Raw genomic sequence first — 13,010 nt, forward strand, 5'->3', positions numbered from 1 at the left:
ACGCCACCGCCGATTAGCGGCAGCCCCAGCGGGTAATTCTCAGAAGCAGTCGGGGCATCGCAACAGCGGGGAGATGTCAATGAAGAAGTCTGAAAAGTCCCGGGAAGAACTACTCAACGAGTTGCGGGCCGAGTATGAGGGGGGCGCGAGTATCCGCGCGTTGGTGGCGAAAACCGGACGTTCCTACGGGTCGATCCACAGCATGCTGCGCGAGTCCGGTACGACGATGCGCAGCCGCGGTGGACCCAACCACCGTTCGCGGCGGTCCAGCGTCAGCTGACGCCGGACCCCTGCTGGCGCACCGAGGCCTCGACGAGGTCGAGGACCGCGCCGAGCTTCTTCGGGTCGTCGCCGGAGGCGAGCCGCGCGACGAGCCCGTCGAGCACCAGGTCGAGATAGGTCTGCAGCACCTCGCTGGGGACGTCGTCGCGTAGCCGGCCCGCCTCCTTCTGCCTGTGCAGCCGAGCGGTGGTGGCCGCGGACAGTTCGGCGGAGCGTTCCTCCCAGCCCTGGTGGAACACCGGGTCGTTGCGCAGTTTGCGCGCGATCTCCAACCGGGTGGCCAACCAGTCGAACTGGTCGGGCGCCGCCAGCAGGTCACGCATGACCTGAATCAGACCCTCCCGGGAGGCGACGTCGGCCATCCGCTCGGCATCTTCGCGGGCCAGCTCGAAGAACAGCGTGTCCTTGTCGCGGAAGTGGTGGAAGATGGCGCCGCGCGACAGCCCGATGGTGTCCTCGAGCCGCCGCACGGTCGCCTTGTCGTATCCGTACTGCGCAAAGCAGCGCCGGGCGCCGTCGAGGATCTGACGACGGCGCGCCGCCAGATGGTCGTCGGTGACCCGGGGCATCGTCCAGCTCCGGTTACGTGGACTTCAGCATGTTGCGCAGCACGTACTGCAGGATGCCGCCGTTGCGGTAGTAGTCGGCCTCGCCGGGGGTGTCGATGCGCACCACCGCGTCGAATTCGACCGTCTCGCCGCCCTCTTTGGCCGCCTTGACGTGCACCGTCTTCGGGGTCTTGCCCTCGTTGAGCGCCTCGATCCCGGTGATGTCGAACGTCTCGGTGCCGTCGAGCTTCAGCGACGCCGCGGACTCGCCCTCGGGGAACTGGAGCGGGATGACGCCCATGCCGATGAGGTTCGACCGGTGGATGCGTTCGAACGACTCGGTGATGACCGCGCGCACACCCAGCAGGCTGGTGCCCTTGGCGGCCCAGTCCCGCGACGAACCCGACCCGTACTCCTTACCGCCCAACACCACCAGCGGGATGTCCTGCGCGGCGTAGTTCTGTGCGGCGTCGTAGATGAAGGCCTGCTCGCCGCCGTCGGTGAAGTCCCGCGTGTAGCCACCGGACACGTCGTCGAGCAGCTGGTTCTTGAGCCGGATGTTGGCGAAGGTGCCCCGGATCATCACCTCGTGGTTGCCGCGGCGCGATCCGTAGGAGTTGTAGTCCTTCTTCTCGACGCCGTGTTCCTCGAGGTACTGCGCGGCCGGGGTGCCCGGCTTGATGCTGCCTGCGGGGGAGATGTGGTCGGTGGTGACGGAGTCGCCCAGCAGCGCGAGAACCCGCGCGCCGGTGATGTCGCTGACCGGCTCCGGCTCGGCGGGCATCCCGTCGAAGTACGGGGGCTTGCGCACGTAGGTGGAGTCGTCGGCCCACTCGAAGGTGTCACCGCTCGGGGTGGGCAGGTTGCGCCACCGCTCGTCGCCCTTGAACACGTCGGCGTAGTTCTTCGTGAACATGTCCGTGTTGATCGCGGAGGCGATGGTGTCGTTGATGTCCTGCTGCGACGGCCAGATGTCCTTGAGGAACACCTGGTTGCCGTCCTCGTCGGTGCCCAGGCAGTCGTTCTCGAAGTCGAAGTCCATGCTGCCGGCCAGCGCATAGGCGATCACCAGCGGCGGGGATGCCAGGTAGTTCATCTTCACGTCCGGGTTGATCCGGCCCTCGAAGTTGCGGTTACCCGACAGCACCGCGGTCACCGACAGGTCGTTGTCGTTGATGGCCTTGCTGATCTCCTCGGGCAGCGGACCGCTGTTGCCGATGCAGGTGGTGCAGCCGTAGCCGACCAGGAAGAAGCCCAGCTTCTCCAGGTACGGCCACAGGCCCGCCTTGTCGTAGTAGTCGGTGACGACCTGCGAGCCGGGTGCCATCGTGGTCTTGACCCAGGGCTTGCTGGTCAGGCCCTTCTCGACGGCGTTCTTGGCCAGCAGCGCCGCGCCGAGCATCACCTCGGGGTTGGAGGTGTTGGTGCAGGAGGTGATCGCGGCGATCACGACGGCGCCGTGGTCGATGACGAACTCGCCGCGGTCGTCGGACTTCACGGCGACCGGGTTGCTCGGCCGGCCCTCCGCGCCGTTGGCGGCCGACACCACGTCGACCGAGTCCTCCTCGGCGAACGACAGGGACACCGGATCGCTGCCCGGGAAGGTCTCCTCGACCGCCTCGTCGATGTTGGAGTGCGCGGGGGAGTTGCCGTTCTCGACGTAGTTGTGGATGTCCTTGCGGAACGCCGACTTCGCATCGTCGAGCGCGATCCGGTCCTGCGGGCGCTTCGGTCCGGCGATCGAGGGCACCACGTCGGCGAGGTCGAGCTCGAGGTACTCCGAGAACTTCGGCTCGCGGCTCGGGTCGTGCCACATGCCCTGTTCCTTGGCGTACGCCTCGACCAGCGCCAGTTGCTCGTCGCTGCGGCCGGTCATCCGCAGGTAGTCGATGGTCACGTCGTCGATCGGGAAGATCGCGGCGGTGGAACCGAACTCCGGGCTCATGTTGCCCAGGGTCGCGCGGTTGGCCAGCGGCACCTCGGCGACGCCCTCGCCGTAGAACTCGACGAACTTGCCGACCACGCCGTGCTTGCGCAGCATCTCGGTGACGGTCAGCACCACGTCGGTGGCCGTCACGCCGGCGCGGCGCTCACCGGTGAGCTTGAACCCGACGACGCGGGGGATGAGCATCGAGACCGGCTGGCCCAGCATCGCGGCCTCGGCCTCGATGCCGCCGACGCCCCAGCCGAGCACGCCGAGACCGTTCTCCATCGTGGTGTGGCTGTCGGTTCCCACACAGGTGTCGGGATAGGCCACCCCGTCGCGCTCCATCACGACGCTGGCCAGGTACTCGATGTTGACCTGGTGCACGATGCCGGTGCCGGGCGGTACGACCTTGAAGTCGTCGAAGGCGCCCTGACCCCAGCGCAGGAACTGGTAGCGCTCGCCGTTGCGCTCGTATTCGATCTCCACGTTGCGCTCGAATGCGTTCGCGGTGCCGAACAGATCGGCGATCACCGAGTGGTCGATGACGAGGTCGGCGGGTGCCAGCGGGTTGACCTTCTGCGGGTCGCCGCCGAGTTCGCCGACCGCCTCACGCATGGTCGCGAGGTCGACGATGCACGGCACGCCGGTGAAGTCCTGCATGATCACACGGGCGGGGGTGAACTGGATCTCGATGCTCGGATCGGCCTCGGGATCCCAGTTCGCGATGGCCTCGATGTGGTCATTGGTGATGTTGGAGCCGTCCTCGGTGCGCAGCAGATTCTCCGCGAGCACCTTGAGGCTGTACGGCAGTTTGTCGGTGCCGGGAACGGCGTCGAGGCGGTAGATCTCGTAAGACTTGTCCCCGACCTTCAGGGTGTCACGGGCATCAAACGAGTTTATCGACGAATCCTTGCTGCTCACATCAACTCCCGGTTGTTCTCGCCGCGACGGGCTGTGTCGGCGGCGTTTCCGATTCTAACAGTACGCTTGTCCTGCAAAACACCCTCAGTCGGTGTCGCATCTGCATCACAGTCTGGTCCTCGCGCGCGGGTGCTGCCATCCGGATACCCGCTCGCGCGGTACGGTCTGCCTGTGACTCAGGGTGACCTCATGCCGCATGTCATCCCGTTCCTGCCCGGGTTCATCCCGCCGGACGTCGACATGAACAAAGTGATCGCCGACGTCGGGGACGACGGGGTCAGTGCGCCCGGCGCCGACGTGGCGGGACTGCGCCAGGTGGTCTCCGAGGCGCGCTCGGACGGCATCGATCTCAAGATCGTCGTCATCGACACCAACCCCCACATCGACACTCCGCTGCGGGACATCGCGACCGAGGTCGGTCAGGCGTACCCGGGGTCGACCGTGCTGGCGTTGAGCCCGTCCTACGCCGGGACCTACAGTTCGACCCTCGACCGTGTGACGCTCGAGGCCGGGCAGGACCTCGCCAAGACCGGCGATCCCGTGCAGTCGTCGAAGAATTTCGTCGGACAACTCACCACGCCCGACTTTCCCTGGACCGCATTGACCATTGCGCTGCTTATCGGCGTCGCTGCGGCGACCGCGGCCACCCGGTGGTTACAGGTTCGAGGCAAACGCGCCGCCGCGGCTGAAGCCACTCCCACCGACTCTGACCAGCGCTGACGCCCTTCTTCGTTGCGTCGCGCAATTCCAGAGATCACCATTCGATAACAGTTAATTCAATTACAAACATGTAATTTGTGACTAAAGTTTCTTCAGCGTCGATTGTGACGTACGGTGCATTCGGTACCCAATGTTGTCGCTGTGCCTGATGTGACTTGTGTGCATCGGTGCCCCTCACGAACCTCGCGTTCGCGTCGACCCCTAGGAGACTTGAGTCGAATGAGACGCACCGCTCGCGCCTCCGCTTCCCGGCTTCTCGGCCGGATGTGCGCGCTACCTCTGACCGTCGGAATGCTGATGTCGACGGCGCTGTGGAGCGGGGCTCCCGGGTCGGCGGACACCGACAACGTCGCGAGCCTGGTGGCCGCGGTCGCCAACGCCAACCAGAAGCTGCAGGACCTCGGCGCCGCCGTGCAGAGCACGCAGGAGAGTGTCAACAAGGCGATCCTCGACGTGCAGAACGCCCGCGATGCGGCCGCGACCGCCCAGCGGGAACTCGAGGCCAGCCGACGCGGCATCGAGGACGCCAACATCGCGATCGCCGGCGCGCAGAAGCGGTTCGACACCTTCGCCGCCGCCACCTACGTCAGTGGTCCGTCGTCGTCGTACGTCACCGCCGCGGATCCGGCCGACGTCCTGCACACCGCGTCGACCGCCAAGACCCTGTCGATCAGTTCGGCGCGGGTGATGGAGGGCCTGCAGCGGGCACGGACCGAACAGGTCAACAAGGAGTCCGCGGCGCGACTGGCCAAGCAGAAGGCCGACCAGGCCGCCGCCGACGCCGAGGCCAGCCAGCGCACCGCCGTCGCCGCGCTCACCGAGGCGCAGCAGAACTTCGGGAGCCAGCAAGCCGAACTGAACCGTCTCAGCGCCGAACGCACGGCCGCCCAGGCGCGCCTCGCCGAGGTCCGCAAGGCCTCGGCGCCGGCGCCGGCCGCCCCTGCCGCGCCGTCGGCCGCCCCGCAGGCCGCCGCATCCGGGCCCGCGACGAACTGGGACCGCGCCCCCGGCACGTCGGCACCGTCCGCAGGCAACTGGGACACCGCATGGGATCCCACCCTGCCCGCCATCCCCAGCGCGTTCGTCAGCGGCGACCCGATCGCGATCATCAACGCCGTCCTGGGTATCACGGCCACCTCCGCGCAGGTGACCCAGCAGATGGGGCGTACGTTCCTGCAGAAGATCGGTCTGCTGCCCACCCCCACCGGTTACACCAACGGCGCCATCCCGCGCGTCGCGGGCAAGCAGGCCACGGAGTACGTCATTCGGCGGGCGATGTCGCAGATGGGTGTCCCGTACTCGTGGGGCGGCGGCAACGCGGCCGGCCCGAGTCGCGGAATCGATTCCGGCGCAGGCACCGTCGGCTTCGACTGCTCCGGGCTGATGCTGTACGCGTTCGCCGGTGTCGGCATCAAGCTCGACCACTACTCGGGCTCGCAGTACAACGCGGGCCGCAAGGTGCCCAGCTCGCAGATGCGCCGCGGCGACATGCTGTTCTGGGGTCCCAACGCCAGCCAGCACGTCGCGCTCTACCTCGGCGACGGTCAGATGCTCGAAGCCCCCTACACCGGGTCGGTGGTCAAGATCTCGCCGGTGCGCACCAGCGGCATGACCCCATACGCGACCCGGCTTATCGAATGGTGAGATTGTTGAACTCGTTGCGCCGCACGCTCTTCCACGGCGTCAAGATCTTGCTCGTGGCGGCGGCCGCGGTCGCGCTGCTGGTCGGGGTGACCAGTCCGGCGACGGCGGCGCCCGACGACGGGCAGTGGGACCCCACCCTGCCCAAACTGCTCAGTGCCGGGGCGCCGGGGGATCCGCTGGCCATCGCCAACGCCTCGCTGCAGGCCACCGCGCAGGCCACCCAGGTGACCATGGACCTGGGCCGCAAATTCCTCTCCAGCATCGGTATCGGCGGGTCCTCCGCGCCCGCCGGCGTGGCGCCGGGACGCGTGCGCGGTCCGCAGGCGATCGAATACGTCATCCGGCGGGGCGCCTCGCAGATGGGCACCCCGTACTCCTGGGGCGGCGGCAAGCCGAACGGCCCGAGCCGCGGCGTCGACTCCGGCGCCAACATCGTCGGCTACGACTGCTCGGGCTTCACCCAGTTCTCCTACGCCGGGGTCGGCGTGCTGATCCCCAAGTACTCGGGCGACCAGTACAACACCGGGCGCAAAGTGCCCACGTCGCAGGCGAAACGAGGCGACCTCTTGTTCTGGGGTCCTGGGGGCAGCCAGCACGTGGCCATGTACCTCGGAAACGGGCAGATGCTCGAGTCCTCGGGTAGCGCCGGCAAGGTGACCACCAGCCCCGTGCGCACAGCCGGCCTGCAGCCTTACGTGGCCCGCATCATCGAATCCTGAGCACAGCCTGAGGCGGACCGGGCAACGTCGACGGATTCCGGAGTGCCTGGAATAGTTGACGGCGGGCGCCGGGCGCCCTGGTGCTGACGCGGGACACGCCTGCGGCATGGCCATGAGGAAGCAACAGTGGGAGGAATCTCGATGACGTCACCGAGTGGGCCGCCGCAGGGCGCCGGAGGTTATTCCGGTCCGAACCCCGCGCAGGGATTCCCCTCCGGTTCCCACGCCGCGCCCCAGGGCCCCGCCGGCGCGCAGAACAACGGCGGCCTGCAGTCCGAGGTGCACACACTCGAGCGGGCGATCTTCGAGGTCAAGCGCATCATCGTCGGGCAGGACCGGCTGGTGGAGCGGATGCTCGTCGGACTGCTCGCCAAGGGGCACGTCCTGCTCGAGGGCGTCCCGGGTGTGGCCAAGACGCTGGCGGTCGAGACCTTCGCCAAGGTGGTCGGCGGCACGTTCGCGCGCATCCAGTTCACCCCCGACCTGGTGCCCACCGACATCGTCGGCACCCGCATCTTCCGCCAGGGCAAGGAGGAGTTCGACATCGAACTCGGCCCCGTCGTGGTGAACTTCCTGCTCGCCGACGAGATCAACCGCGCTCCCGCGAAGGTGCAGTCCGCACTGCTCGAGGTGATGGCCGAACGGAAGATCTCCATCGGCGGCAAGACCTTCCCGCTGCCGCAGCCCTTCCTCGTCATGGCGACCCAGAACCCGATCGAGCAGGAGGGCGTGTACGCCCTGCCCGAGGCGCAGCGCGACCGCTTCCTGTTCAAGCTCAACATCGACTACCCGTCGCCCGAGGAAGAGCGCGAGATCATCTACCGGATGGGTGTGAAGCCCCCGGAGCCCAAGCAGATCCTCGCCACCGGTGACCTGCTGCGCCTGCAGGACGTCGCGGCCAACACCTTCGTGCACCACGCGCTGGTCGACTACGTGGTCCGCATCGTCACCGCGACCCGGGAACCGGAGAAGTTCGGCATGCCCGACGCCAAGTCCTGGATCGCCTATGGCGCCTCGCCGCGTGCGTCGCTGGGCATCATCGCCGCATCCCGCGCGCTGGCGCTGATCCGCGGCCGCGACTACGTCATCCCGCAGGACGTCGTCGAGGTGATCCCGGACGTGCTGCGCCACCGCCTCGTGCTCACCTACGACGCGCTGGCCGACGAGGTCTCCTCGGAGACGGTGATCAACCGCATCATGCAGACCGTCGCGCTGCCGCAGGTCAATGCCATTCCGCAACAAGGTCCTTCGGCGCAGCCCGCGGTCCCGGCCGGAGCGGGTGTGGCGGGCGGTCGGTGACCTCCTCCGACGGCCGTTCGGTCGATCTGCCGTCGCTGCAGCGTGGGCAGATCCGCGACCCCGCACTGTCGGCGGCGCTGCGCAAGCTGGAACTCACCGTCCGGCGCAAACTCGACGGCGTCCTGCACGGTGATCACCTCGGCCTGATCCCGGGTCCGGGTTCGGAGCCGGGGGAGTCGCGGATCTACCAGCCCGGCGACGACGTGCGCCGGATGGACTGGTCGGTGACCGCGCGCACCACCGTCCCGCACGTGCGGGAGATGATCGCCGACCGCGAGTTGGAGACGTGGCTGGTGGTCGACATGTCGGCCAGCCTCGACTTCGGCACCGCGGGGTGTGAGAAGCGCGACCTCGCGGTGGCCGCGGCCGCCGCCATCGCATTCCTCAACAGCGGCGGCGGCAACCGGCTCGGTGCGGTGATCTCCAACGGAGAGACCATGCGGCGCGTGCCCGCGCTGTCGGGGCGCATGCACGAGCAGGAGGTGTTGCGGACCATCGCGACCACGCCGAAGGCCCCGCCGGGGGTCCGCGGCAACCTCGCCGAGGCGATCGACGCGTTGCGCCGTCCCGAGCGCAGGCGCGGGATGGCGGTGGTCATCAGCGACTTCCTCGGACCCATCAACTGGATGCGCCCGCTGCGGGCCATCGCCGGTCGCCACGAGGTGCTGGGCATCGAGGTGCTCGATCCGCGCGATGTCGAGCTGCCCGAGGTCGGCGACGTCGTGCTGCAGGACGCCGAGACCGGGGTGACGCGCGAATTCACCATCGACCATCAGTTGCGTGAGGACTTCGAGCGGGCGGCCGCCGAGCACCGGGCCGAAGTGGCCCGCACGCTGCGGCGCTGCGACGCCCCGCTGCTGAGCCTGCGCACCGACCGGGATTGGATCGCCGACGTGGTGAGGTTCGTGGCGAGCCGCCGGCGCGGAGCCATGGCCGGCCGGTAGCGCGATGAGCGCCCGCGTGAGGAGCACATGGCCGCCGATGACCTGTCCACTGTGTCGTGACAACGAAATGACAAGCCGCACATGACTTTACCGCTGCTCGGCCCGATGTCTTTCTCGGGTTTCGAACATCCGTGGTTCTTCCTGTTCCTGATCGTCGTGCTGGGCCTGGCCGGGCTCTACGTCGTCGTCGCGCTGGCCCGGCAGCGCCGGATCCTGCGCTTCGCCAACATGGAGCTGCTCGAAAGCGTCGCGCCGAACCGGCCGAACCGCTGGCGGCACGTGCCGGCGATCCTGCTGGTCGCCTCGCTGGTGCTGCTCACAGTCGCCATGGCGGGGCCGACGCGCGATGTGCGGGTCCCGCGCAACCGCGCCGTGGTGATGCTGGTGATCGACGTGTCGCAGTCGATGCGCGCCACCGACGTGTCACCGAGCCGCCTGGCCGCCGCGCAGGAGGCCTCCAAGCAGTTCGCCGACGAGTTGACACCCGGCATCAACCTGGGCCTGATCGCCTACGCGGGCACGGCCACGGTGCTGGTGTCGCCGACCACCAATCGCGAGGCCACCAAGAACGCGATCGACAAACTGCAGCTGGCCGACCGCACCGCGACCGGTGAGGGCATCTTCACCGCCCTGCAGGCCATCGCCACCGTCGGCGCCGTCATCGGCGGCGGGGACGAGCCGCCGCCGGCGCGCGTCGTGCTGTTCTCCGACGGCAAGGAGACGGTGCCGTCGAATCCGGACAACCCCAAGGGCGCGTTCACCGCGGCGCGGACCGCCAAGGACCAGGGCGTGCCGATCTCGACGATCTCCTTCGGCACGCCGTACGGCTACGTCGAGATCAACGAGCAGCGCCAGCCGGTGCCGGTCGACGACCAGATGCTGAAGAAGATCGCGGACCTATCGGAGGGTGAGGCGTTCACCGCGTCGAGCCTCGAGCAGCTCCGCGAGGTCTACGCCAACCTGCAGCAGCAGATCGGCTACGAGACGATCAAGGGCGACGCCAGCGTCGGCTGGCTGCGCCTGGGCGCGCTCGTGCTGGCGTTGTCGGCGCTCGCCGCGTTGCTGTTCAACCGGCGCCTGCCCGGATGACCCTCCCCGCCCTTGCGCCGAAACGAACAAATGGGCGCGAAAGTGTGAGTAGATCGCGGCGAAACGTCGATCTCGGCGACCCGACGGCCGATTTCGGCGGACGACGGGCCAGACGTTAAGTTGACGGACATGACCGACAGCGCAGTAGCCGACACCGAGAGCCAGGCCGCCGGCGGCCGACCGCCGTTCGTCTCCCGATCTGTACTGGTCACCGGCGGTAACCGCGGCATCGGCCTGGCGATCGCGCAGCGTCTCCTCGCCGACGGCCACAAGGTCGCGGTCACCCACCGCGGCTCCGGCGCCCCCGAAGGGTTGTTCGGCGTCGAGTGTGACGTCACCGACAACGACGCCGTCGACCGCGCCTTCAAAGAGGTCGAGGAACACCAGGGCCCGGTCGAGGTGCTGGTCTCCAACGCGGGCATCTCCAAGGACGCATTCCTGATGCGGATGACCGAGGAGCGGTTCGAGGAGGTCATCAACGCGAACCTCACCGGCGCGTTCCGGGTGGCGCAGCGGGCGTCACGCAGCATGCAGCGCAAGCGGTTCGGCCGGATCATCTTCATCGGTTCGGTGTCCGGCATGTGGGGCATCGGCAACCAGGCCAATTACGCCGCCGCCAAGGCCGGCCTGATCGGCATGGCCCGCTCGATCTCCCGTGAGCTGTCGAAAGCCGGCGTCACCGCCAACGTGGTGGCCCCCGGCTACATCGATACCGAGATGACCCGCTCGTTGGACGAGCGGATCCAGGCGGGGGCACTCGAATTCATCCCGGCCAAACGGGTCGGCACCGCCGAGGAGGTCGCCGGAGCGGTGAGCTTCCTGGCGTCGGAAGACGCCAGTTACATCGCCGGTGCGGTCATCCCGGTCGACGGCGGCATGGGGATGGGCCATTAGGCCCGCGGCAGCACAGCGCCACTAAGAGAGATAAGGACTTCAACGATGGCAGGGTTTCTCGAAGGCAAGCGCATCCTCGTCACGGGGATCATCACCGACTCGTCGATCGCCTTCTACATCGCCAAGGTCGCCCAGGAGGCGGGCGCGGAACTGGTGCTGACCGGCTTCGACCGGATGAAGCTGATCCGGCGGATCTGCGACCGGCTGCCGAATCCGGCGCCGCTGCTGGAACTCGACGTGCAGAACCAGGAGCACCTCGACACGCTGGCCGACCGCGTCACCGCCGAGATCGGCGAGGGCAACAAGCTCGACGGCGTGGTGCACTCCATCGGTTTCATGCCGCAGACCGGGATGGGCGTCAACCCGTTCTTCGACGCGCCGTACGAGGACGTCGCCAAGGGCATCCACATCTCCGCCTACTCGTATGCGTCGCTGGCCAAGGCCACGCTCCCGATCATGAACCGCGGCGGCGGCATCGTCGGCATGGACTTCGACCCCACCCGCGCCATGCCGGCCTACAACTGGATGACGGTGGCCAAGAGCGCGCTGGAGTCGGTCAACCGCTTCGTCGCGCGGGAGGCCGGCCCGTACGGTGTGCGCTCCAATCTCGTTGCGGCGGGACCGATCCGGACGCTGGCCATGAGTGCCATCGTCGGCGGCGCCCTGGGCGCCGAGGCCGGTGAGCAGATGAAACTGCTCGAGGAGGGCTGGGATCAGCGGGCGCCGATCGGCTGGAACATGAAGGACCCGACGCCGGTGGCCAAAACCGTGTGCGCCCTGCTGTCGGACTGGCTGCCGGCCACCACCGGCACCGTCGTGTACGCCGACGGCGGCGCGCACACCCAGTTGCTCTAGCCGCCATGGAGTTCGACGCGCTGCTGGTGCTCTCCTTCGGCGGACCCGAGGGCCCCGATCAGGTGATGCCGTTCCTCGAGAACGTCACCCGGGGCCGCGGGATCCCGCGGGAACGGCTGGCGAGCGTGGCCGAACACTATCTGCACTTCGGGGGCGTCTCACCGATCAACGGCATCAACCGGGCGCTGATCGCCGAGATCGAAGCCGAACTCGACGCCCGCGGTGAGACGTTGCCCGTGTACTTCGGCAACCGCAACTGGGACCCCTACGTCGAGGACGCCGTGACCGCGATGCGCGACGACGGGGTGCGCCGCGCGGCGGTGTTCGCGACCTCGGCGTGGGGCGGGTATTCCAGCTGCACGCAGTACAACGAGGACATCGCGCGGGGCCGTGCAGCCGCAGGCGACGACGCCCCGCACCTGGTCAAGTTGCGGCACTACTTCGACCACCCGCTGCTCGTGGAGATGTTCGCCGAGTCGATTCGCGTTGCCGTACAGTCACTTCCGGCCGAGTTGCGCGACGAGGCCCGGCTGGTGTTCACCGCCCACTCCATCCCGGTCGCCGCAGACGAGCGGCACGGTCCGCACCTCTACAGCCGCCAGGTCGCCTACGCCGCCCGGCTGGTGGCCGCAGCGGCCGGATACGCCGAATTCGACCAGGTGTGGCAGTCGCGGTCGGGTCCGCCGCGCATCCCGTGGCTCGAACCCGACGTCGGCGACCATGTGGCCGCCCTCGCCGAGCGCGGCACCAGGGCGGTCGTCATCTGCCCGATCGGGTTCGTGGCCGATCACATCGAGGTGGTGTGGGACCTCGACAGCGAGGTACGCGAACAGGTGGCCGGTCTCGGCATCGCGATGGCCCGGGCCCGCACGCCCAACGCCGACCGGCGCTACGCCCGGCTCGCCCTGGACCTCGTCGACGAACTGCGTTCGGACCGCTCACCGGAGCGTGTGGTGGGGCCCGACCCCGCCCCCGGCTGCGGGCACAGTGTCGACGGCACCACCTGCGCCGATTCGCCACGCTGCGTCGCCCGCATCACCGGCTGACGTCCGTGAGGGCGCCGACTGTGACGCCACGGCGGTCATTCGGCTGGCGGTTTCAAGCGGTCGATGCAACAGCTGGTGGGTTGGACAGTAGTTGGTTGAGGGCTTCGGCCGGTGTTTTCCAG

Annotated in this window: 12 protein-coding genes; 10 read left to right on the forward strand and 2 right to left on the reverse strand. The window is 68.2% G+C overall.

Features of this window, described 5'->3' with window-relative positions; all coding sequences use genetic code 11:
* Positions 1 to 79: 79 nt before the first annotated feature.
* A complete protein-coding gene (locus AU195_RS25205) occupies positions 80 to 280 on the forward strand; it encodes a helix-turn-helix domain-containing protein (protein WP_011559843.1) in 201 nt (66 codons plus the stop codon).
* On the opposite strand, the gene AU195_RS12785 is transcribed toward AU195_RS25205, so the two are convergent.
* Together AU195_RS12785 and acnA are read right to left on the reverse strand one after the other, a co-directional pair.
* Positions 273 to 851: a TetR/AcrR family transcriptional regulator gene (locus AU195_RS12785; protein WP_059159438.1), complete on the reverse strand. Its 579-nt coding sequence runs from the start codon at positions 849 to 851 to the stop codon at positions 273 to 275. The two genes, AU195_RS25205 and AU195_RS12785, sit on opposite strands and share 8 nt — an antisense overlap.
* A gap of 13 nt (positions 852 to 864) precedes the next feature.
* The gene (acnA, locus tag AU195_RS12790) at positions 865 to 3,678 is read right to left on the reverse strand and encodes an aconitate hydratase AcnA (protein WP_059159439.1); all 2,814 of its coding nucleotides are present in this window, start codon (positions 3,676 to 3,678) and stop codon (positions 865 to 867) included.
* A gap of 189 nt (positions 3,679 to 3,867) precedes the next feature.
* On the opposite strand from acnA, the gene AU195_RS12795 reads away from it, so the two are divergent.
* The 9 genes from AU195_RS12795 (at position 3,868) to AU195_RS12835 (ending at position 12,888) form a co-directional block, all read left to right on the forward strand.
* Positions 3,868 to 4,398: an Rv1476 family membrane protein gene (locus AU195_RS12795; RefSeq protein ID WP_059159440.1), complete on the forward strand. Its 531-nt coding sequence runs from the start codon at positions 3,868 to 3,870 to the stop codon at positions 4,396 to 4,398.
* A 219-nt stretch (positions 4,399 to 4,617) separates the two neighbouring features.
* On the forward strand, positions 4,618 to 6,042 hold the full coding sequence (gene ripA, locus AU195_RS12800; RefSeq protein WP_059159441.1) for an NlpC/P60 family peptidoglycan endopeptidase RipA: 1,425 nt from the start codon (positions 4,618 to 4,620) through the stop codon (positions 6,040 to 6,042).
* The gene (gene ripB, locus AU195_RS12805; RefSeq protein ID WP_172800560.1) at positions 6,036 to 6,761 is read left to right on the forward strand and encodes an NlpC/P60 family peptidoglycan endopeptidase RipB; all 726 of its coding nucleotides are present in this window, start codon (positions 6,036 to 6,038) and stop codon (positions 6,759 to 6,761) included. Before ripA ends, ripB begins: the two co-directional genes overlap by 7 nt.
* A 141-nt stretch (positions 6,762 to 6,902) precedes the next feature.
* Entirely contained in the window at positions 6,903 to 8,060 is a 1,158-nt protein-coding gene (gene moxR1 / locus AU195_RS12810) for a chaperone MoxR1 (RefSeq protein ID WP_059159442.1), read from the forward strand.
* Entirely contained in the window at positions 8,057 to 9,004 is a 948-nt protein-coding gene (locus AU195_RS12815) for a DUF58 domain-containing protein (RefSeq protein WP_059159443.1), read from the forward strand. Before moxR1 ends, AU195_RS12815 begins: the two co-directional genes overlap by 4 nt.
* An 81-nt stretch (positions 9,005 to 9,085) precedes the next feature.
* Positions 9,086 to 10,093 carry a VWA domain-containing protein gene (locus AU195_RS12820; protein WP_059159444.1) on the forward strand — a complete coding sequence of 336 codons (1,008 nt, stop codon included), beginning with the start codon at positions 9,086 to 9,088 and terminating at the stop codon, positions 10,091 to 10,093.
* Positions 10,094 to 10,222: 129 nt separating this feature from the next.
* A complete protein-coding gene (gene fabG1, locus AU195_RS12825; protein WP_059159445.1) occupies positions 10,223 to 10,987 on the forward strand; it encodes a 3-oxoacyl-ACP reductase FabG1 in 765 nt (254 codons plus the stop codon).
* Positions 10,988 to 11,032: 45 nt separating this feature from the next.
* A complete protein-coding gene (gene inhA / locus AU195_RS12830; protein WP_059159446.1) occupies positions 11,033 to 11,842 on the forward strand; it encodes an NADH-dependent enoyl-ACP reductase InhA in 810 nt (269 codons plus the stop codon).
* A 5-nt stretch (positions 11,843 to 11,847) separates the two neighbouring features.
* Positions 11,848 to 12,888, forward strand: coding sequence for a ferrochelatase (locus tag AU195_RS12835; RefSeq protein ID WP_059159447.1), 1,041 nt, complete (start codon positions 11,848 to 11,850; stop codon positions 12,886 to 12,888).
* Positions 12,889 to 13,010: the final 122 nt, after the last annotated feature.

Origin of the sequence: Mycobacterium sp. IS-1496 (assembly GCF_001499995.1) — a bacterium.
Taxonomy (GTDB): Bacteria; Actinomycetota; Actinomycetes; order Mycobacteriales; family Mycobacteriaceae; genus Mycobacterium.

Excerpts from the sequence above, each read along its gene's own strand:
- ripA (WP_059159441.1), top strand. The coding sequence starts at position 4,618 with ATGAGACGCACCGCTCGCGCCTCCGCTTCCCGGCTTCTCGGCCGGATG.
- inhA (WP_059159446.1), top strand. The coding sequence starts at position 11,033 with ATGGCAGGGTTTCTCGAAGGCAAGCGCATCCTCGTCACGGGGATCATC.
- AU195_RS12795 (WP_059159440.1), top strand. The coding sequence starts at position 3,868 with ATGCCGCATGTCATCCCGTTCCTGCCCGGGTTCATCCCGCCGGACGTC.
- AU195_RS12820 (WP_059159444.1), top strand. The coding sequence starts at position 9,086 with ATGACTTTACCGCTGCTCGGCCCGATGTCTTTCTCGGGTTTCGAACAT.
- AU195_RS12835 (WP_059159447.1), top strand. The coding sequence starts at position 11,848 with ATGGAGTTCGACGCGCTGCTGGTGCTCTCCTTCGGCGGACCCGAGGGC.
- AU195_RS25205 (WP_011559843.1), top strand. The coding sequence starts at position 80 with ATGAAGAAGTCTGAAAAGTCCCGGGAAGAACTACTCAACGAGTTGCGG.
- AU195_RS12785 (WP_059159438.1), bottom strand. The coding sequence starts at position 851 with ATGCCCCGGGTCACCGACGACCATCTGGCGGCGCGCCGTCGTCAGATC.
- moxR1 (WP_059159442.1), top strand. The coding sequence starts at position 6,903 with ATGACGTCACCGAGTGGGCCGCCGCAGGGCGCCGGAGGTTATTCCGGT.
- ripB (WP_172800560.1), top strand. The coding sequence starts at position 6,036 with ATGGTGAGATTGTTGAACTCGTTGCGCCGCACGCTCTTCCACGGCGTC.
- fabG1 (WP_059159445.1), top strand. The coding sequence starts at position 10,223 with ATGACCGACAGCGCAGTAGCCGACACCGAGAGCCAGGCCGCCGGCGGC.